This is a genomic window from Halorubrum rutilum, from assembly GCF_024494565.1.
The window spans coordinates 337184-357358 of the sequence record NZ_JANHDN010000001.1; the positions used below are offsets into that span (position 1 = coordinate 337184).

Genomic DNA, 20175 nt, shown 5'->3' on the forward strand with positions numbered 1-20175 from the left:
CAGCAAGCCGCGCGAGTCCTCGCGGCTGGGGCTTTGGAGGTGTTCCCCGTCGATTTGGTTTCAATCATTTATAACCGAGCGGCTGGGGCTGTGGCGGTGTTCGCGTCGAAGTCACCGTTCACGCACCGTCCCTCGACGAACGCGTCGGCGATGGCGGCCGCATTATCGGCAGCGATAGAGCGGCGACCTCGATATCCCTCCCAGCTATCCGCAACACCTACCGAACCGAAGACGTGTTAGTGCTCGGGGCCCAAATCGAGGTAATGGGAGTTCAGGAGCAGTACCCGTTCGACGTGGAAGCGCTCCGGGCCGATTTCCCCGTCCTCGACCGGAAGGTCGGCGGCGATCCGGAGTCGCCCGGCGAGGGGCCGGGCGACGACACGCCGCTCGTCTACCTCGACAACGCGGCGACATCGCACACGCCGGACCCGGTCGTCGACGCCATCTCGGACTACTACCGGAGCTACAACGCCAACGTCCACCGCGGGATCCATCAGCTGAGCCAGGAGGCGTCCGTCGCCTACGAGGAGGCCCACGACGCCGTCGCCGACTTCGTCGGCGCGTCGGGCCGCGAGGAGATCGTCTTCACGAAGAACACGACCGAGGCGATGAACCTCGTCGCGTACGCGTGGGGGCTCGAAGAGCTCGGTCCGGGCGACAACGTCGTCCTCACCGAGATGGAACACCACGCCTCGCTGGTCACGTGGCAGCAGATCGGCAAGCGGACCGGCGCCGACGTGCGGTTCATCGACGTGACCGACGAGGGGCGGCTCGACATGGACGACGCCGCCGAGCTCATCGACGACGACACGGAGATGGTGTCGGTCGTCCACGTCTCGAACACGCTCGGGACGATCAACCCGATCGGTGAGCTGACCGACCTCGCGCACGACCGCGACGCGCTGATCTTCGCCGACGGCGCGCAGTCGGTGCCGAACCGCCCGGTCGACGTGAAAGAGCTCGGCGTCGACTTCTTCGCCTTCTCGGCGCACAAGATGTGCGGCCCGACCGGGATCGGCGCGCTGTACGGCCGGGAAGAGCTGCTGGAGGAGATGCAGCCGTACCTCTACGGCGGCGACATGATCCGGCGCGTCTCCTTCGAGGACTCCACGTGGGAGGACCTCCCGTGGAAGTTCGAGGCCGGCACGCCCTCGATCGCGCAGGGGATCGCCTTCGCGGCCGCGATCGAGTACCTGGAGGAGATCGGGATGGACCGGGTCGAGGCCCACGAGGACCTGCTCGCCGAGTACGCCTACGACGAGCTGTCGGCCCTCGGCGGCGTGGAGATCTACGGGCCGCCCGGCGACGACCGCGGCGGGCTCGTCGCGTTCAACGTCGAGGGCGTCCACGCGCACGACCTCTCCAGCATCCTCAACGACTACGGGATCGCGATCCGCGCCGGCGACCACTGCACGCAGCCGCTCCACGACGAGATGGGCGTCTCCGCCTCCGCGCGCGCCTCCTTCTACCTCTACAACACCGTCGAGGAGGTCGACGCCCTCGTCGAGGCCGTCGGCGAGGCGCGGGACCTGTTCGCCTGAGATCACCGGCCGTCCGGGTCCCCGACCCGTCGCACCATCGTCGCGTTCGCGCTCTCCCAGCGTTTCCCGCTCTCCTCGCGTTCTCCGCTCTCCCCTCCCCCTCCCCGTTATCGTCCGTATCGAGATATCACCGAGTAATCACCCGATCGGACCCTGGACGGTCCGCCGCGCCGACTCCGTCCGGGTTCGACCGACCGTCGCCGCCCCGAGAACCGGCGTTTTCTCGTGACGGCGTGATCCGTGCTAACAGGCTCCTACGGCCGTGAGAACGCCCGTCGCACAACCGTTATCACCCCGGCGATCGAGGGTGTAAGCCAGGACGCGGACTCCCGGTACCGTTCTCCGATCCGTCGAGATCTCGCCGCCGCGACCACCCGATCATGACCGACCACACGACGCGCACCACGTCCGACGACGCCACCACTGACACCGCCGATTCCGATGCCGACGACGCCGACGACGCCACCGACGACACCGCCGCCGATCGCGTCACCGATGCCGACGCCACCGCGCTGCTCCACGTCGAGCCGGACCCGCGCTCCGCGGAGCTGTTCTCGGTGTTCGTGGACCGGTTCGCCGACGGGATCGCGGTCCGGTCGGTCGACGGGACGGCGGCGGCGCTCGACGCGGTCGACGAGGCCGACTGCGTCGTGACCGAACACCGCCTCCCCGACGGCTCCGGGGTCGAACTGGTCGACCGGATCCGGGGGCGGGGCGTCGAGGTGCCCGTCGTGTTCCACACCACCTGCCGCGAGGCGGAGACCGAGGCCGCGGCGCTCGACGCCGGCGCGGACGCGTACTTCGCCAAGCGCTCGGAGCGGGGTCAGTACGGGCGCGTCCTCGAACGACTCCGCGGACTCCTCGGCGACGGCGACCCCCGGACCGCCCGCGCGGCGACGGGCGTCCCCCCGGACGTGTCGGCGTCGTCCGCCGGCGAGGAGTAGCCGCTCGTCGGGGGCGACGGAACCCTTTTGACCCGCACCGGCCTACCTGTGACCGATATGGGACTGGGCTCGGACATGTACCGGCAGCAGATCCTCGACCACTACAAGAACCCGCGCAACTACGGGGAGCTCGAGGAGCCGGACTTCACGCACGTCGGCGAGAACCCCTCCTGCGGCGACACGATCCGGATGGACGTCGACCTCGACGAGGCGGGCGAGACGATCGAGGCGGTGCGCTTTACGGGCGACGGCTGCGCCATCTCGATGGCCTCCGCGAGCATGCTCTCGGAGCGGCTCCACGGGATGGCGGTCGCGGAGCTCCACGAGATGGACACCGACGACGTCACGGAGATGCTCGGCGTCGACATCTCCCCGATGCGCGTGAAGTGCGCGGTGCTCGGCCGGCAGGTCGCGCAGGACGGCTCGAAGATCCACCGCGGCGAGCTCGACCCCGACGACCGCACGATCACCGAGGAGTAGTCGGCCTCGCGGCGGGACCGCGCCCCGCCGACCGCGGTCGTCCCGAGCCCACGGACTTTTGCTCGTCAACGACGTGCGTCCACGCATGAGCGACGGGTTCGACAAGGAGGCCGAACGCGAGAAGCTCCGCGAGAAGTTCGCGGACGACGAGGAGGAGCGCGCGCACACCCAGCGGATGTCGGAACTGCTCTTGCAGGGGGCGACGATGACGAACCGCCACTGCGACGACTGCGGCGACCCCATCTTCCGGAAGGACGGACAGGAGTTCTGTCCGACCTGCCACACGGTCGACGCCGAAGACGCCGCGGACGCCGGATCGGCCGCCGCCGGGCAGTCGCCGGCGTCGGAGGCCGACGGGGAGTCGCCTTCGGCAGCCGGCGAGGAGTCCCCGCCGGTCGGGGAAAACGGAGCGACCCGCCCCGGGGGGACCGACCCGCGACCGGATCCTGCAGGTCGGGAGTCGCCCGCCGAGAGGCCGGATCCGCCGACCGCTCCCCCCGAGTCGCCCGCGACCGAATCGGCCCCGGCCGCGGGCGGGTCCGCGGACGGGACCGCGGCGCCGGCGAACGGCGGGTCGGGGAGCGTCGCCGACGCGCGGGCGTCCCTGACGCGCACCCTGCACCGGTTCGCCGCCGCGGCCGAGGAGACGGACGACCCCCGACGGGCGCGCGACCGCCTGCAGGCGGCCCGCGAGGCGGCCGAGGCGCTCGCGGCGCTCGACCGGTAGCGAGCGGGCCGCGGCGGGCGAACCGGTCCGGGCGAACGGACGAGGGAAGCCGAGCCGAGAAAGGGAAAAGGCGGACGAGCGATCCGAGAGACCGCAGATAGCGGGCTACGTCGAGCTCGGGTCAGGCGCCCGTCGCCTGCCCCGCCTCCGCCATCTCCTCCCAGCTCGGGCGCTGCTCGCTCAACAGCGACCGCACGATCCGGACGACGGCGTCGGTCCCCTCACGGCAGTCGACCTCGCCGCGCTCGACGCGCCGGACGAACCGGTCGAGGTCCTCCAACGTCACCTCGCCGGCGGCGACCGCGCCGGTGATCGTCTCCGTTTCGCTCTCCATCGTCCGCACGAGGTCGGTCGGTGCGGTCGGACTCCGTCGGTCGGCGTGCGATGCGACGTCGGACTGCTTCGCGGTCATGTCGATTGTTACTATAGAACGAGTTAATATATTACTACCGGTAGCTACCGATCTCGTGTCATGTCGCTTCGCGGGGGTCGCGATAGTCGCGTCGCTCACCGAGTGTCGGTCGCGTCGCGCTCCCGATACGTCGCTCACCGCGTTCGCTGCGCGCCGTTTCCGGTCTCGGCTACCGCCCGCTCTCGACGGCCACCAGCATGTCGGTCGCGAGCTGCTCGGCGCGGTCGGCGTCGGCGGACTCGGCGTAGATCCGGATCTTCGGCTCCGTCCCGGAGGGGCGCACGAGGACCCACGCGTCGCCGTAGTCGAGGCGGTAGCCGTCGGTGGTGTTCGGCTCGGCGTCCGCCGTCTCCACGTACGCCCGCGCCGCCGAGAGCATGTCGTCGCGCTCGGCGTCGTCGTCGTACTCGACGTTCCGCCGCACGAAGTGGTAGTCGGCGTACGGCGCGACCACGTCGCCGACCGGGTCGCCGGCGTCCGCGAGCAGTTCGAGGAAGCGCGCGCCGATGTACGCGCCGTCGCGCGAGAGCCGGTACGGCGGGAAGAACACCCCGCCGTTCCCCTCGCCGGCGACGGGGACGTTGACCCCCTCCTCGTGGAGCTCGCGCGTCCGGGTGATGATGTTCGTCGCGCCGATGGGCGTGAGTTCGAGGGCGGCGTCGTTCGCGTCGCAGACGTCGACGAGCCGCTGGGAGACGTTCACCGCGCTGACGACGGCGTCGCCGGGCTCCAGACAGGCGTCGGCCATCGCCGCGAAGGAGGTGTCGCCGTCGACGAACCCCCCCTCCTCGTCGACGAAGACCGCGCGGTCCGCGTCGCCGTCGTGGGCGATCCCCACGTCGGCGTCGCTGGTCGCGACGAGCCGCGAGAGCGACCCGAGGTTCCCCGGGACCGGCTCCGAGTCGCGGCCGGGGAAGTGACCGTCCGGCGTCGCGTTCACCGTCAGCACCTCGCAGCCCAGCTCGCGGTAGATCCGCGGCGACGACACCGACGCCGCCCCGTGACCGGGGTCGACCGCGACCGTCAGGTCGGCGTCGGCGATCGCCTCGCGGTCGACCGCGTCGAGCAGCTGGTTCACGTAGTCGTCGACCGCGCCCTCGACGGCGGTCGTCGCGCCGGCGGCCCGCCAGTCGGCGAGGTCGTACTCGTCGTCGAGGACGCGGCGCTCGACGCGCTCTAAGACGTCGACCGAGAGCTCGACGCCGTCGTCGCCGACGAGCTTGATCCCGTTGAACTCCGGGGGGTTGTGCGAGGCGGTGACGAGCACCGCGGGGACCCCGGCCGACTCGCAGTAGCTGCCGACCGCGGGCGTCGGCACGACCCCGAGCCGGTCGACGTCGCAGCCGACGGCGGCCAGCCCGCTCGCGGCGGCGTTGGCGAACAGCTCGCCGGTGGTGCGGGTGTCCCGGGCGACGGCGACCCGGTCGGCGTCCCACACCGAACCGGCCGCCTTCGCGATGTCGAGGACGAGCTCCGGCGTGAGGTACCGCAGCGCGACCCCGCGGATGCCGCTGGATCCGAACAGCTCCATGGGCGGCCATGCGCCGGCCGACGGGAAAGCGGTTCCGAACGCGGGGCGGGAGGGGGCGTCGGGGAGGGACGAGAGAGGGCCGGTCCGAACGCGTGTCCTTGAAACCCGTCCCGCCCGTATCGCTCGTATGGAGCGCACGCGACGCGACCTGTTGGCGCGGACCGGGGCGACGCTGGCGGCCGCGGGAGCGGCCGGCGTCGCCGGCTGCCTCGACTTCGCCGCCGGCGACGGGCCCCAGGGACCGGCGGGGATCCCGGAGACGCTGTCCTGCGAGGACGAGGGGTTCGTCCGGCTCGCGCAGCCGTTCGAGGGCGAGGTCGCGGGGACCCTCGTCGAGGTCGGCGGGACGACGGTCGAGCTCTCCTCTGAGGGGAACTCGGAGACGTACGGCCAGCCGATCCGGCTCGTGTTGCGGAACACGGGCGACGAGCCCGCGACCGCCCTCGGGCGGCACGCCTACTCGCTACAGCGCGAGACCGCCGAGGGGTGGCTCGACGTCCGCGGCTCGACGACCGGCGAGGCCGTCGAACTCCCCCGGTCCGAGGAGACGTTCGACTCGACCGGCGCGTACAGCTGGTCGATCGACCTCGAAGAGACGGCGATCGCGTCGGCGGTCCCCGACCTCGACCTGGCCGTCTGCCCGCCGCTCGGTCCCGGGACCTATCGGTTCGTCTACTGGGGGATCGTCGACGCCCCGCCGCTCTCGGCGCAGTTCGAGCTGATCGGGTGAGGGGACGCGTCGCCCAGGCTTCCGGTTAGAACCCGGTCCAGTCGGAGGGGCCGCCCACCCGTCCGCGGACGCGGAACTCGCGGTCGTCGCCCTCCACGCGCGTCTCGACGACGACCTCGAACGGCTCGTGGAGCGTGTGGACCACCTGCTCGTCGTGCGCCGTCGACCCGACGACGCCGACGAAGGGCCACCCCTCGCCGGAGGTCTGCGAGGTCATGACGCGGGTGAACCGGTAGATGCGCTCGGGGTCCCAGTACATCAGCAGCTGAGAGAGCGAGTAGACGCCGACCGCGCGGTCGCGGCCGGCCGACGACTCGACGACGTCGGTGAACTTGATCCCGATATCGGTGAGGTTCCCGGCGCTGGCGACGTACTTCGTCGTCGGCGTGTCCTCGCGCTTGTCGCCCTGCTCGTGGGTGACGCAGTCGACGACGGTCACGTCGTCGCCGTCCCGCCCGGTGATCGTCTCGTAGTCGTCGCGGACCTTCTCCGCGGTGCGGCCGGTCGAGATGACGACCGGCTCGTCGGACCACTCCGCGAGCATCCGGTTGAACAGGTCGTACTTCCCGCTCATCGGGGGGCCGCTGACGAGCACGCTGTCGGCGTCGCGGACAGCGCCGGGAAGCACGGTCATGTGTCTGGGTTGAGAGGGTATCGCGTAAAACCCTTCCGAGGGATCACTTCCGCAGCATCGACGGGAGATCGAGCGACGACGGGGGGCCCTCTCGGGGCGGTCGCGTCAGTGTCAGATCCGTTATCGCTCCGGGGAGCGCGGCCCGGACCGGCGGCTCGCGCGGCGCGCCGTCCCCGTCGACGAGCGCCTCCCACACCTCGGTCGGGTCGTCCGCCTCGTCGGCGGCGGCGAGCGCCTTGGTCCGGCCCTCGTCGTACGCGAGCTCGACGAGGCTGCGGTCGTACGCGCTCGGGAACGCCTCCATCACGCGGTCGAGTTCGGCCGGGCGCCGGTCCCCGACGCCCTCGGCGACGCCGAGGGCGAACGCCCGCCGGACGGCCTCCTCGCGGGTGAGGTCGTCCCACTCCGTGCCGAAGGTCCGGTCGTACATCAGTGGGTCACCGTCGCGGCCGAGCCGACGCGGAGCCCGCCGTCCGTGAACTCGATGTCGCGGATGTCGGTGTCGACGTCGGTCCCGCGCATCTTCAGCACCTGGATCCCGCGCTGCATCCCCTCGTCTTCGAGGTAGTTGTGCATGAAGACGACGCCGTGCGCGAGGTAGTGCTCCTCCGAGTAGGCGCTCGGGTCGGTCATCTCGGAGATGAGCAGCGTCGTCGCGTCCGTCCGCTTCAGCGAGGAGAGCAGCTGGACCATCGTGTCCTCGTCGTCGTCGAGGAGGAACCGCAACAGCATGGTGGAGTCGAAGACGACGCGGTCGATGTCGCGGGAGTTGATGAAGCCGGTGAGCCGGTTCGTCACCCCGGAGTGGTCCCGGCGCTCGCCCGGGAGGCCGAAGAACCGGCGGCCGTCCGAGGAGAACGAATCGAGGAAGGTGACCCGGTCCGTGTCGAGGGCCCGGTCGAACCCGAAGTCGTACCCGCCCATGTCGCGGCGGATCCCCTCCTTGGTCTCGTGCATGCTGATGTACAACACGTCTTCGCCGTTGCGGGCGCCCTGCGCGGCGAACTGCGAGCAAAACGTCGTTTTGCCGCTGCCGGGAGGGCCGCTGACAACGTACAGGCGGTTCTCCGGGAAGCCGCCGCCGACGAGGTCGTCGAACCCGGGAACGCCGCTTGTGGCGCGCATACGAAGGCACTCGCCGGTCGGCGCATAAGGGTTGGCTCCCGTTTCTCAGGGGTGAGAACGGTCGGCGGGGGATCCCCGTCGCGTCCGCGGGTCCGCGGATCCGCGCCGAGCCCCCGCGTCAGGCCTCGGCGTCCTCGGAGATCGCCTCGCCGACGTCGAAGTCCTCCACGTCGGGCGAGACCCAGACGACGAAGCGGTCGTCGGACTTGACGATCCCGCGGATCCCCTCGTCGTCGACGGTCGTCCCCCGGTCGACGTCCTCGGGCGCGACGTCGCGGACCTGGAACACCTCGTCGACCATCCAGCCGACGGTGCCGCCCTCGTCGATCTCGTCGTCGTCGAACACGACGATGCGCTCGCGGGGGCCCTCCTCCGCGATGTCGAAGAGCGTCTTCGGGTCGACGATCGTCGTCGTCCGGCCGCGCAGGTCCATGACGCCCTCGACGTGGGCCGGGGAGTTCGGGATGCGCGTGAGCTCGCCCGCGTCGACGATCTCGTCGATGACGCCGATGTCCAGACAGTACGTCCCGTCGCCCAGTCCGAACTCCAACACCTTCGTGGGCTCGGCCTCCGTCTCGGTGGCTGCCATGGGCGGACCTGCGGCGACGGGTCCAATAACCGTGTCCCCTGAATTATCAGGGGTGATTCCTGGGTCCGTGGGTTTATGCCGATTCTGAGTCCGCCTTCGTGTATGAGTGGGACGACGGATCGGCGGGGGGGTCGCGACGACCCGGTGCGGGTGGTCGTCGTCGACGACTCGCCGTTCATGCGGGGCCTGATCGCCGACCTCCTGACGGACGCCGGCGTGGCGGTGGTGGGCGAGGCCGGCGACGGCGCGGAGGCGCTGTCGGTGGTCGCCGAGACGCGTCCGGACGCCGTGACGATGGACGTCGAGATGCCCGGGATGGACGGGTTGGAGGCCGTCGAGCGGCTGATGGCCGAGACGCCGACGCCCGTCCTCATGCTGTCCGCGCACACCGCCGAGGGCGCGGCGGTGACCTTCGAGGCGCTGGAGCGCGGCGCGGTCGACTTCTTCTCGAAGCCGGGCGGCGAGGTGTCCACCGGCGTCTCCCGGGAGTCCGATCGGCTCGTCGAGGCGGTCCGGTCGGTCGCGGGCGCCGACCTCGACGCGGCGACCCGCGACCGACGCGAGCGCGACGACGCGACCGACGCGAGCGGCTCGCGCGGCTCCGCCGGCGCGACCGGCTCGGCCGCTTCGAGCGACGGCGAGGCGGTCGACGTCGACGGGCCGCTGACGGTCGTGATCGGCGCGTCGACCGGCGGCCCGAACGCGGTCGAGCGCGTCATGTCGGCGCTGCCGATGGCGGACTGCCGGGTCGTGGTCGTTCAACACATGCCGGAGGCGTTCACCTCGCGGTTCGCCGACCGCCTCGACGCCGCCTCGGCGTACGACGTGCGCGAGGCGAGCGACGGCGCGCGGATCGGCGCCGGCGAGGCGGTCGTCGCCCGCGGCGGGAGCCACACCCGTATCGACAGCTACCGCGCGGGGCGGCTCCGCGTCAAGCTCGACGAGGACGACTCCAAGTCGGTCACCCCGGCCGCCGACGTGACGATGCGCTCGGCGGCCGCGGTCGTCGACGACCCGCTCGTCGGCGTCGTGTTGACCGGGATGGGGTCGGACGCCGCGGAGGGGATCCGGGCGATGGCCGACGCCGGCGCGCGGACGATCGCGCAGAGCGAGGACACCTGCGTCATCTACGGGATGCCGAAGCGCGCGGTCGAGACCGGCGGGGTCGACGAGGTGTGCGACCTCGACGACGTCGCCGGCGCGATCGTGGGAGGTGAGGCCTGATGGACTCCCACCGCGCCGCGTTCGTCGCCGAGGCGGAGGACGGCATCACGGACCTCAACAACGCCCTGCTCGCCCTGGAGGCCGACCCCGAGGACGCCGAGGCGATGGACGACGTGTTCCGCGTCGCACACACGCTGAAGGGGAACGCCGCGGCGATGGGATACGACGACGTCTCCGACTTCGGACACGCTCTGGAGGACTTACTCGACGCGGTCCGGCAGGGCGATCGGGAGGTGACGCCCGAGCTGATGGACCTGCTGTTCGAGGGCGTCGACACCGTCGAGGCGATGGTCGCCGAGATCGCCGACGACGGCGAGGTGGCGACCGATCCCGCCGACCTGGAGGGCCGACTCCGCGAGATGGAGGAGCACGGGACCGTCGGCGGCGACGCGGGCGACGCGGGAGACGCGGAGGGCGACGGCTCGGCGAGCGGCGGGTCGGTCGCGGACGCCGACGGCGGCGAGGACGGCGACGCGACCGACCCGGACGACGCCGTCGACGGCGACGACACCGATATTTCCGTCCCCGAACTCCCCGCAGGGGTCGCGGCGCTCGACGGCCCCGTCGTGTACGCGGACGTGACGGTCGGCGAGACGGCGATGGCCGGGGTCGACGCCGCGCTCGTCCTGCAGGCGCTCGACGACCAGTTCGACGGTCACGTCACCGAGCCGGGCCCGGACGCGCTGGAAGACGGCGAGTACGACGAGGGGTTCGACGCCTTCGTCGCCGACGCCGACCCCGACGTGGTCGCGGAGGGGCTCGGCGCGCTGACGCAGGTCGAGTCGATCGCGACGGCCCTCGTCGACGGTGACGGCGCGGCCGACCGCGACGGCGCGGTCGACGGCACGGCTGACGACGAGTGGGAGCCGGCCGATCCGGAGGCGACCTCCCCGGACGGCGAACCGGAAGCGACGTCTCCGGAGGACGAATCGGCCGAGGCGCCGGAATCGGACGACGGCGAGGTCACCGTCGATTCAGACGACGGCGAAGTCGAAACCGATCCGGACGACGACGGCGAAGCCGAAACCGATCCGGACGACGGCGGGTCCGACTCCTCGTCCGGGAAGGCCGACCGCGACGAGATCAAGTCCATCCGGGTCGACGTCGACCAGGTCGACGAGCTGTACGGGCTCGTCGAGCAGCTGGTGACGAGCCGGATCAAGCTCCGGCGCGAGCTGGAGGCGGCCGACGCCGAGTCGGACACGTTAGACGAGCTCGACAAGCTCGCGTCCAGCCTGCAGGACACGGCGATGGACATGCGGCTCATCCCGTTCTCGCAGGTGTCCGACTCCTTCCCGCGGCTCGTCCGCGACATCTCGCGGGACCTCGACAAGCGGATCGACTTCGAGATCGAGGGCGACGACGTCGAGCTCGACCGGACGATCCTGACGGAGATGCGCGACCCGCTCGTGCACGTCCTGCGGAACGCGGTCGACCACGGGATCGAGTCGCCCGAGGAGCGCGAGGCCGCCGGCAAGGACCCGACCGGGCACGTCAGGCTCACCGCCGAGCGCGAGCGCGACCACGTGATCATCGAGGTCGCGGACGACGGCGGCGGGCTCGATCCCGACCGGCTCCGCGAGAAGGCGGTCGACGAGGGCGTCAGGAGCCGCGAGGCGGTCGAGGCGATGGAGGACGACGAGGCGTACGACCTCGTTTTCCACCCCGGCCTCTCCACCGCGGAGGAGGTGACCGACGTCTCCGGGCGCGGGGTCGGGATGGACGTGGTCCGGACGACCGCCCGCGACCTCGACGGGTCCGTCTCCGTCGAGAGCGAGCCCGGCGAGGGGACCACGGTCCGGTTCCGGCTCCCGGTCACCGTCGCCATCGTGAAGGTGATGTTCGTCGACGTGGGCGGGACGGAGTACGGCATCCCGATCAAGTCGATCGCCGAGGTCGCCCGCGCGGACGACGTGGAGGAGGTCCACGGCGACGAGATCGTCCGCCACGAGGACGACCTCTATCCCGTGATCCGACTGGAGGAGCGGCTCGGCGAGGTCGGCTCGACGGGGGCCGAGGCGTCCGCGGCCGAGGCGTCCGGGACCGGCCCCCCCGCAGCGGACGGCGGCGTCGCGCCCGACGAGCCGGGCGACGACGGGTTCGTCCCGGCGGAGCCGACGGCGTCCGACGACGGCGGGGCCGGTGAACCGACCGACGACGGCATGCTCGTGCGGATCCGCGAGGAGACGCGACAGGTCGCGCTCCACTGCGACGCCGTGCTCGACCAGGAGGAGGTGGTGGTGAAACCGCTCGACGGCCCGCTGTCGGGGACGCCGGGACTCAGCGGCACGGCGGTCCTCGGCGACGGCGACGTCGTGGCCGTCCTCGACGTGGTGAGCCTATGAGCGCCGAGACCCCCTTCGAGGGCGTCCTCAGACAGATCGACGACACGGTGCCGTTCGAGCCCGGATACTACAACGAGTCGTACCTCGACCGCCGGATCACCGCGCGGATGCGCCGCCGCGACACCGAGTCGCACGCGGAGTACGAGCGGCTGCTCCGCGAGGACGAGGAGGAGCGGCAGGCGCTGATGGACGCGCTCACGATCAACGTGACGGAGTTCTTCCGCAACCCCGAGATGTGGGACGCGCTCCGCGACGTGCTCCGCGATCGGACGAGCGAGCAGCGGCGGGTCCGCGTCTGGTCGGCCCCCTCGGCGGACGGCCGCGAGCCGTACTCGGTCGCGATGCTGGCCTGCGACGACCCCCGGATCGACGAGTCGCGGGTCGAGGTGCTCGGTTCCGACATCAGTCAGGAGGCGCTCGACAGCGCCCGCGAGGGCGTCTACCACACGACCCGGACGACGGACATCGCCGAGGAGCTGGAACCGCTCTCCGACCCCGATCGGTACGTCGAGCGCGACGGCGACACGTTCGAGGTGCGGCGGGCGGTCAAGCGCCTCGTCGACTTCGAGACCCACGACCTGATCCGCGACGGCGCGCGCGACCCGTTCGACGTCGTGCTGTGCCGCAACCTGCTGATCTACATCGACGCCGACCACAAGGGGGCGCTGTTCGACACGCTGGAGGCGTCGATCGCCGACGACGGCGTGCTCGTGCTCGGCATGACCGAGAGCGTCCCGCCGGACCGGTCCGACAGGTACGAGCCGATCGACAAGCGCCGACGGGTGTTCGGGAGGGTCTGATGTCGCTGTATCAGCACGCTCGGGACGAGAACGTGGAACGGCTCAGAGACGCGCTGAGCAGCGACAGCGCCGCGGTCCGGCGCCGGGCGGCCGAGTTCCTCGGCGAGGTCGGCGACGTCGGCGATCAGGCGACCGTCGACGGACTCCTCCGCGCGGCCACGAGCGACGACGACGCGGAGGTCCGGGGCGCCGCGGTCGACGCGCTCGACGAGCTCGGACAGGCGGCGCTCGAACAGCTCCTCGAAGAGCTCACCGGTACCAGCGGCTCCGAGGCGGAGTGGGTCACCGCCCGCAAGTTCGCCCGCGCGCTCAAGGCGGACCGCCCGGAGCTCCGGATGGCCGCCGCGAACGCGCTCGGCGGGCTCGACGACGCCACCGGGCTCCCACACCTCGTCGAGGCGCTCGACGACGAGGACTCCCGGGTTAGGCTGCGCGCCTGTCAGGCCTGCGGGACGTTCGCGGACCAGCGGTCGGTGCCGGCCCTCACGGAGCGGCTCGACGACGACGACCCACGGGTCAGGCGGGCCGCGGCCAACGCCCTCGGGAACGTCGGAACGGACCAGGCGCTCTCGCCGCTGCTCGACCTCCTCGACGCCGGCGACGAGTCGCTCCGGCGGATCGCCGCGGGCGCGCTCGGGAAGGCGAACAACCCCGAACCGGTGGAGCCGCTGGCGCGCGCGCTCGGCGACGAGAGCGCCGTCGTCCGCAACGCCGCGGTGTACTCGGTCATCGAGCTGCTGTCGAACGTCCCGACCGAACAGAGCCACGCGGTCCGGGACCGCGTCGTCTCCAAGCTGAAGTCGGCCGACGACGACACGGTCGTCGAGCCGCTCGTCGAGATCCTCACGGAGGGTCAACAGAGCCGTCAGCGCCGGAACGCGGCGTGGATCCTCGGCCGCGTCGCGGAGCCGGAGTCGGCGCTCGCCGTCGAGGCGCTCGCGGACGCGCTCGCCGACGATGACGCACAGACCGCCCAGTTCGCGGCCACCAGCCTCAAGAGCCTCGGCGGCCCGGTCGTCGAGGACCGGCTGCTCGACCGGATCGGCACCGAACACCCGGAGGACGCCAGGGCGAAGGCGGTGTTCGTCCTCGGGCAGATCGGCGGGCAGGAGACGCTGAACCGGCTCGAAGGCCTCACCGACGACGAGAGCTCCGCGGTCCGGCAGCGGGTGTTCTCGGCGGTCTCCAAGCTCCGGGCGGGGGGGCCGTAGATGTCCGACGGCGGCGGCGAGTACAAGGTGGCGGACACCCAGGGACGCTTCGCGGTCGCGGTCCGGGAGGGGCGGAAGGTGAGCGACGTCTCGTGGACGCCGGGCCGGGTGCTCCTCTCGAACCGGCGGCTGATCTTGGCCGGCAACGACGGGAAGCGCACGATCCCCCTCTCCGAACTCCGGGGGCTGGGCGGGCGCCACGACGCTAACCAGTCGGTCGCGCGCGTCTCGAACTACGTGAGCTTCGACCTCGGCGACCAGGTGCTGTTGGTCGCCGCGTCCGACCACGAGGAGTTCGAGCGCGACGTGTACCGGGCGCTGCTCGACCAGCGGACGGTGACCGCCAAACACCCCGCGATCGAGGGCGGCGTCGTCCGGGAGACGGAGTGGGAACAGGCCCGCGTGAAGGTCGACGAGAACGGCCTCAACGCCGCCTTAGAGGGCGGCGCGTTCGTGGAGTTCGACCTCGACGACATCAGCGGGCTCGACGCCGCCAAACGCACGGTCAACGGCGAGAAGAAGCCCGTCATCGAGGTGTCCCACACCGACGACGAGGGCACCAGTATCGAGACGCACGTCGCGGGCGACCCCAACCGGATGCGGTTCGTCGAGGCGTGGCTCCGGAAGGGCGAGGAGCGCTCGTCGACGAACGTCGACCTCTCAAGCCGCGACCGGGAGGTGTTGATGGCGCTGTACTCCGGCGTCTCGCCGTTCGAGATCCCGTCGTTCCTCGGGATGGACGTCGACGCGGTCGAGGAGACGTTCGAGCGGCTCGTGGAGCTCGAAGTGGTCGAGGAGGTGCGCGTGCGCCGCGAGGTGGCGCTCAACTCCCGCGGCCGGAACATCGCCAGCGAGGCGATGAACGAGCAGTGAGCGGACGGACCGCGGTCGAGGTGCGTCTCCGCGGAAGTGGCGAACAGCCGGCGCGGGCGCGGCGGCTCCCCCGCGGCGGTGCGCCGGACTCCCGCCTCGGTCGCCGCGGGCGATCGGTCAGTTCACGGGCGCGTTGGCCGCGGCATCGGTGATAAGCGGGCGGTCCGTCGGAGCGACCGCCGGCGCCCCGTCGAACCACGCTTAAGTCGCCGCCCGGCCGAGTGGAGTCATGAGCTACGAGGCGGTCTGTTTCGACCTCGACGACACCCTGTACCCGTACCCGCCCTGTAACGAGGCGGGCAAGCGGGCGGCGCTCGCGGCACTCCGCGACCGCGGCCACGAGATGGACCGCGAGGCGTTCGACGAGCTGTACGCGACCGCGCGGCGGGAGGCGAAGCGGGAGACCGCCGGCACCGCCGCCTCCCACGACCGGCACATCTACTTCAAGCGCGCGCTCCGGCGCTACGCCGGGGAGTGCGACGCCGGGACCGCGCTCGCGGTCGGCGACGCCTACTGGGACGGGTACGCCGAGGAGATGGCGCTCTGTGACGGCGTCGAGTCGGTCCTCGACGCGCTCGCGGCGGCCGGGACCGACGTCGCGGTCGTGACGAACCTCACGACCCGCGTGCAGCTCCGGAAGCTCGCGCGGCTCGGGATCGGCGACCGGATCGACCGGCTCGTCACCTCCGAGGAGGTCGGCCGCGAGAAGCCCAGCGCGCTCCCGTTCACGACCGCCCTCGCGGCGTTCGACTGCCGACCGAGCGAGGCGCTGATGGTCGGCGACAACGTCGAGGCCGACGTCGCCGGCGCGAACGCGGTCGGGATGGACACCGCGCTGTTCGTCGCCGGCGGCGACGCGCCCGACGAAGGGGAGCTCCGCGGGCCGCGGCGTCCGGACCACCGCCTCGATGCCTTCGCCGACCTGACGGAGGTGGCGCCGTGAGCCGGGACGCGCCGGCCTCTGACCCGGACCTGCTCCGCGACGCCCGCGAGGCGGTCGTCGAGCACGCCCCGGCGCTCGCCGCCCTGACGCCCGGTCGGACGGGGAACCTCAGCGTCCGCGACGGCGACGCGGTCGCGGTGACGCCGACCGGCGTGCGGTACGACGCCTTCGACGCCGACGACGTGCCGGTGGTCTCGCTGGGGGGCGAGCGACTGGCGGGCCGGATGGCGCCGTCGAGCGAGGTGCCGATGCACACGGGCATTTACGAGCACGACCGGCCGGGCGCGATCGTCCACACCCACTCGCCGTGGGCGACGACGATGGCGACGCTCGGCCGGAAGCTGCCGCCGGTCCACTACATGATCGTCTCGGTGGGGCGCGAGGTCCCGCTCGCCGACTACGCCCCGTACGGCACCGAGGAGCTGGCCGCGAACGCCGTCGCCGCGATGGCCGAGGCCGACGCCGACGCGGCGATCCTCGCGAACCACGGGCTCGTGGTGACCGGGCCGGACGTCGAGACCGCGATCGAGAACACGCACCACGTCGAGGACCTCTGTCGGCTCTACCTCCGGGCGTCGGCGGTCGGCGAGCCGAACGTCCTCACCGACGACCAGCTCGCGACCGTCGAGGAGCGGTTCGAGAGCTACGGGCAGCGGCCGGACGCGGAGTAGGATCCGGATCCCGTGACGGTCGCCCGGTTTTATAAATAGCCGGCCGGCTACCGGATCGGTATGACCGAGCACGAGCCGGCGGCCGCGGTGCGCGAGACCGCCGAGGCGATCGCGACGATGGAGGTCCGCGGGGCGGCGACCATCGCGTCCGCGGCGGCCGAGGCGCTCGCCGAGCAGGCGCGCGCGGCCGCGGCGAGCGGCCGGACCGCGAGCGATCCGGCGGCGTTCCGCGCGTCGATGCGCGCCGCGGCCCGGACCCTCCGCGAGACGCGCCCCACGGCCGTCTCGCTGCCGAACGCCCTCCGGTACGTCCTCCAGCGGATGGAGGGGGAGTCGGTCGACCGGCTCCGCCGGAGCGTGGTCGACGCGAGCGAGGCGTTCGTCCGCCAGCTCGACCGCGCGCGGGAGGACCTCGGGCGGGTGGGCGCGAACCGCCTCGCCGACGGCGACACGGTGATGACCCACTGCCACTCGACGGACGCGCTCGCGTGTATCGAGACGGCCGTCGAGCAGGGGAAGTCGATCTCGGCGGTCGTCAAGGAGACCCGCCCGCGCCAGCAGGGCCACATCACCGCCGAGCAGCTCCGCGACGCCGGAGTCCCGGTCACCCTCATCGTCGACTCCGCGGCGCGGCGCTACCTCGACGAGGTCGACCACGTCGTCGTCGGCGCCGACTCGATCGCGGCCGACGGCGGCGTCATCAACAAGATCGGCACCTCGGGGCTCGCCGTCAACGCCCGCGAGCGCGGCGTCCCGATCATGACTGCCGCCCAGACGATCAAGCTCCACCCGGAGACGCTGACGGGCCACACCGTCGAGATCGAGATGCGCGACGAGGCGGAGGTGATCGACGCCGAGGCCCGCGAGGCGATCGGCGAGATCGACGTCGAGAACCCCGCCTTCGACGTGACGCCGCCGCGGTACATGGACGCGATCGTCACCGAGCAGGGGCAGTTCCCGCCCGAGAGCATCGTGACGCTCATGCGGGACCTGTTCGGCGAGGGCGCCGCGGAGCCGTGGGCGGAGCCATGAGCCGGGACGGGGCGGCGGACGGCGCCGGATCGGGCGACGACGGGAGAGGGACGAACGACGGGAGAGGGACGAACGACGCGAGAGGACCGGAGGGCTCGGCCCCGGGCGAGGACGCCGGCCACGTCGACGAGGACCCCGACCTCGCGCCCGACGAGTCGGGCCGCGGCCCGAAGGTCGTCACCGCGGGTCACATCAACTGGGACGTGACGATCCACGTGGACCGGCTCCCCGAGCCGGACGGGGAGACCCGGATCGAGCGGCTCGAACAGTCCGGCGGCGGCAGCGCCGCGAACGTCGCGGTCGGGCTCGTCGACCTCGGCGGGCGGTCGGTGGTCTACGGGAGCGTCGGCGGCGATGAGTCGGGCGCGCTCGCCCTCCGCGAGCTCGCGAGCGCCGGCGTCGACCCCGGGCAGGTCCTCGTCGACGCCGACGAGCCCACCTCGGTGAAGTACGTGATCGTCGACGGCGGCGGCGAGCTCCTGATGCTGGCCAACGACGGCGCCAACGAGTCGTTCACGGCCGCCGGGCTCGACCGCGACGCCCTCGCGGCGGCCGACCACCTCCACCTCACGGGCCAGCGGCCCGAGACGGCGGCGGCGCTGGCGACCGCGGCGGGCGAGGCGGGCGCGACCCGGAGCTTCGACCCGGGGCGGCGCGTCGGCGACCGCGAGTTCGGCGCGGCGCTCCACGCGGCCGACGCCCTCTTCCTGAACGCTCGGGAGGCCGACGCGCTGGCCGACTCGACCGACGTCGACCCGTGGGAGCCGGAGGACCGCGTCGTCGCGATCAAGCTCGGCGACGAGGGCGCGACGGTCCGGACGCCTCACGGCGACGTCTCGCATCCCGGCTTCGACGTCGACCCCGTCGACACGGCCGGCGCCGGCGACGCCTTCGCGGCCGGGTTCCTCGGCGCGGCCCTCCGCGAGCCGGAGATCGTCGACGGCGGGTTCTCGCACGACCCGCGCGACTACCAGGTGCCGCTGCTCGTCGGCAACGCGTGCGGCGCGATCGCGGCCGAGACGGTGACCGCCCGAGCGGAGCTCTCGTGGGACCGCGTCCGCGAGACGATGGGCGAGTCGCCCGAGTCGGACCTCCTGATCGAGGTGCGAGCCTGACGCGGACGGGCTCGACGGCGGACGCGACCGCTGCGCGCGGACCCGACGCCTCCGCCTCCGTCACCCCTCGTAGTCGAACGCGACCGCGAGATCGGCGGCGCCGAAGAAGACGAACCGGTAGCGACCGGGGACGAGGTCCGGACAGACCCGGAGCGCGTCGGCGTGCGGCCCGCCCTCGACGAGCCCCGACTCGGTCATCTCGAACTCCCACGCCAGCGTCTCGCCCGGATCGACGGCGAGCGCCTCGTCCGTGTAGCCGAGGGTCGCGTTGCCGTCGGTCCCGCGGAGTTCGGTCCAGCCCGCCGCCGTGCGGATCTCCAGGTTGTACTTCCCCTGGTTGCCGACGTACGCCACCCGCCATGAGACGTTCGTCAGTTCGATCCGGAACCGGGTCCCGCGGCCGATCGCGAGCGGGTCGGACCCCGGGGCGCCGTCGCCGGGGATCACGACGCGGAGCGCGAGCGGGCCGTCGCCGCCCGATTCGCTGCCTGCGCCGCCCCCGCCGCCCCAGTTGACATCGCCGTCGTACGCCTGCGGGTGGCGCTCGAATCCCTCCGCGTCGCAGTCGAAGGCGGCGGGGACGTTCGAGGGCTCGTGGTCGGGACGGACGTCGCCGGCGAGCCCCTCCGGGTCGCGGATCCCGTCACCGTCGCGCACCGTCCCCGTCTCGCCCCAGCCGTCGGTGAGGGAGACGCGGGCCGAGTCGGGACGGGCGTCGGTCGTCGCTCGGAGGAACGCCCCGGAGTAGGTGATCGCCTCCCCGCAGGCGACGTCGTCGCCGGGCCCCTCGACGGTCGCGCTCGCGACGAGAGTTCCGTCATCGACCGCGACGTCGGCGAACGAGACCCTGGCGTGGCAGGTCGTCGGGCCGACCGACTCGACGTACGCGAGCACCGACTCGTCGAAGTCGGTCGCCTCGACGAACGCGACCGTCTCCGCGGGGGCGTCCCGGAGCAGCCACGCCGCGTCGCTCTCCTCCGCGAACAGCGCGCAGAAGCCGCGTCGTTCCTCGCGGTTCCACGCCGGCCCGGAGAGCGCGCCGCCGACCTGATGGACCGCGGTCTCGGGGTCGGGATCGCCGTCGTCGCCGTCACCGTCGTCCGCGGCGTCACCGTCGCTCCCGTCGCCGTCACCGTCACCACCGTCGCCGGTTCCCGGGTCGTCCTCGCTCGTGCAGCCGGCGAGCGCGGCGACGCCTCCCGCGCCGAGGCCGCACAGGACCGCCCGCCGCGTGCGTCGGGTCATGGC

General features: G+C 72.2%; 21 protein-coding genes. 14 read left to right on the forward strand and 7 right to left on the reverse strand.

Annotation, left to right across the window (positions count from 1 at the left end; genetic code table 11):
- Positions 1-263 precede the first annotated feature (263 nt).
- The 4 genes from NO900_RS01845 (at position 264) to NO900_RS01860 (ending at position 3692) form a co-directional block, all read left to right on the forward strand.
- Positions 264-1541, forward strand: a complete 1278-nt coding sequence (locus NO900_RS01845) for an aminotransferase class V-fold PLP-dependent enzyme (RefSeq protein ID WP_256407506.1) — start codon at positions 264-266, stop codon at positions 1539-1541.
- A gap of 380 nt (positions 1542-1921) precedes the next feature.
- A complete protein-coding gene (locus NO900_RS01850; protein WP_256407507.1) occupies positions 1922-2485 on the forward strand; it encodes a response regulator in 564 nt (187 codons plus the stop codon).
- 57 nt (positions 2486-2542) lie between these two features.
- Positions 2543-2965, forward strand: a complete 423-nt coding sequence (sufU, locus tag NO900_RS01855; protein WP_256407508.1) for a Fe-S cluster assembly sulfur transfer protein SufU — start codon at positions 2543-2545, stop codon at positions 2963-2965.
- Positions 2966-3050: 85 nt separating this feature from the next.
- On the forward strand, positions 3051-3692 hold the full coding sequence (locus tag NO900_RS01860) for an Sjogren's syndrome/scleroderma autoantigen 1 family protein (protein WP_256407509.1): 642 nt from the start codon (positions 3051-3053) through the stop codon (positions 3690-3692).
- Between the two features lie 121 nt (positions 3693-3813).
- Here NO900_RS01860 and NO900_RS01865 read toward each other — a convergent pair whose 3' ends face one another.
- Positions 3814-4104: a hypothetical protein gene (locus NO900_RS01865; protein ID WP_256407510.1), complete on the reverse strand. Its 291-nt coding sequence runs from the start codon at positions 4102-4104 to the stop codon at positions 3814-3816.
- Positions 4105-4273: 169 nt separating this feature from the next.
- Positions 4274-5635: a phosphoglucosamine mutase gene (glmM, locus tag NO900_RS01870; protein WP_256407511.1), complete on the reverse strand. Its 1362-nt coding sequence runs from the start codon at positions 5633-5635 to the stop codon at positions 4274-4276.
- Between the two features lie 127 nt (positions 5636-5762).
- Here glmM and NO900_RS01875 point away from each other — a divergent pair, with 127 nt between their 5' ends.
- Positions 5763-6365 carry a hypothetical protein gene (locus tag NO900_RS01875; RefSeq protein WP_256407512.1) on the forward strand — a complete coding sequence of 201 codons (603 nt, stop codon included), beginning with the start codon at positions 5763-5765 and terminating at the stop codon, positions 6363-6365.
- A 25-nt stretch (positions 6366-6390) separates the two neighbouring features.
- Here the strand turns inward: NO900_RS01875 and NO900_RS01880 are convergent, their stop codons facing one another.
- The 4 genes from NO900_RS01880 to NO900_RS01895 all read right to left on the reverse strand — a co-directional run bounded on the left by NO900_RS01880 (position 6391) and on the right by NO900_RS01895 (position 8713).
- The gene (locus NO900_RS01880) at positions 6391-6999 is read right to left on the reverse strand and encodes a DUF7504 family protein (RefSeq protein ID WP_256407513.1); all 609 of its coding nucleotides are present in this window, start codon (positions 6997-6999) and stop codon (positions 6391-6393) included.
- Positions 7000-7042: 43 nt separating this feature from the next.
- The gene (locus NO900_RS01885; RefSeq protein WP_256407514.1) at positions 7043-7429 is read right to left on the reverse strand and encodes a DUF8057 family protein; all 387 of its coding nucleotides are present in this window, start codon (positions 7427-7429) and stop codon (positions 7043-7045) included.
- Positions 7429-8124 carry an RAD55 family ATPase gene (locus tag NO900_RS01890; protein WP_256407515.1) on the reverse strand — a complete coding sequence of 232 codons (696 nt, stop codon included), beginning with the start codon at positions 8122-8124 and terminating at the stop codon, positions 7429-7431. The genes NO900_RS01885 and NO900_RS01890 overlap by 1 nt, the downstream gene beginning before the upstream one ends.
- A gap of 118 nt (positions 8125-8242) precedes the next feature.
- Positions 8243-8713, reverse strand: a complete 471-nt coding sequence (locus NO900_RS01895; RefSeq protein WP_092564880.1) for a chemotaxis protein CheW — start codon at positions 8711-8713, stop codon at positions 8243-8245.
- Between the two features lie 102 nt (positions 8714-8815).
- Here NO900_RS01895 and cheB point away from each other — a divergent pair, with 102 nt between their 5' ends.
- The 9 genes from cheB to NO900_RS01940 all read left to right on the forward strand — a co-directional run bounded on the left by cheB (position 8816) and on the right by NO900_RS01940 (position 18927).
- The gene (gene cheB, locus NO900_RS01900; RefSeq protein WP_256407516.1) at positions 8816-9937 is read left to right on the forward strand and encodes a chemotaxis-specific protein-glutamate methyltransferase CheB; all 1122 of its coding nucleotides are present in this window, start codon (positions 8816-8818) and stop codon (positions 9935-9937) included.
- Positions 9937-12282 (forward strand): chemotaxis protein CheA, encoded by a 2346-nt coding sequence (locus tag NO900_RS01905; protein ID WP_256407517.1) that lies wholly within the window; start codon positions 9937-9939, stop codon positions 12280-12282. Before cheB ends, NO900_RS01905 begins: the two co-directional genes overlap by 1 nt.
- Positions 12279-13082, forward strand: coding sequence for a CheR family methyltransferase (locus tag NO900_RS01910; RefSeq protein ID WP_256407518.1), 804 nt, complete (start codon positions 12279-12281; stop codon positions 13080-13082). The genes NO900_RS01905 and NO900_RS01910 overlap by 4 nt, the downstream gene beginning before the upstream one ends.
- Positions 13082-14293, forward strand: a complete 1212-nt coding sequence (locus NO900_RS01915) for a HEAT repeat domain-containing protein (RefSeq protein WP_256407519.1) — start codon at positions 13082-13084, stop codon at positions 14291-14293. The genes NO900_RS01910 and NO900_RS01915 overlap by 1 nt, the downstream gene beginning before the upstream one ends.
- Positions 14294-15166, forward strand: coding sequence for a CheF family chemotaxis protein (locus NO900_RS01920; RefSeq protein WP_256407520.1), 873 nt, complete (start codon positions 14294-14296; stop codon positions 15164-15166).
- A gap of 229 nt (positions 15167-15395) precedes the next feature.
- Complete coding sequence (locus tag NO900_RS01925) at positions 15396-16109, forward strand: ribulose-1,5-bisphosphate 5-phosphatase (RefSeq protein WP_256407521.1); 714 nt, start codon at positions 15396-15398, stop codon at positions 16107-16109.
- The gene (locus NO900_RS01930) at positions 16106-16780 is read left to right on the forward strand and encodes a ribulose-1-phosphate aldolase (protein WP_256407522.1); all 675 of its coding nucleotides are present in this window, start codon (positions 16106-16108) and stop codon (positions 16778-16780) included. Before NO900_RS01925 ends, NO900_RS01930 begins: the two co-directional genes overlap by 4 nt.
- Positions 16781-16840: 60 nt before the next feature.
- Positions 16841-17812, forward strand: coding sequence for a ribose 1,5-bisphosphate isomerase (locus tag NO900_RS01935; protein ID WP_256407523.1), 972 nt, complete (start codon positions 16841-16843; stop codon positions 17810-17812).
- Positions 17809-18927, forward strand: coding sequence for an ATP-dependent ribose-1-phosphate kinase (locus tag NO900_RS01940; protein WP_256407524.1), 1119 nt, complete (start codon positions 17809-17811; stop codon positions 18925-18927). Before NO900_RS01935 ends, NO900_RS01940 begins: the two co-directional genes overlap by 4 nt.
- A 60-nt stretch (positions 18928-18987) precedes the next feature.
- Here NO900_RS01940 and NO900_RS01945 read toward each other — a convergent pair whose 3' ends face one another.
- A complete protein-coding gene (locus tag NO900_RS01945; protein ID WP_256407525.1) occupies positions 18988-20172 on the reverse strand; it encodes a hypothetical protein in 1185 nt (394 codons plus the stop codon).
- Positions 20173-20175 lie beyond the last annotated feature (3 nt).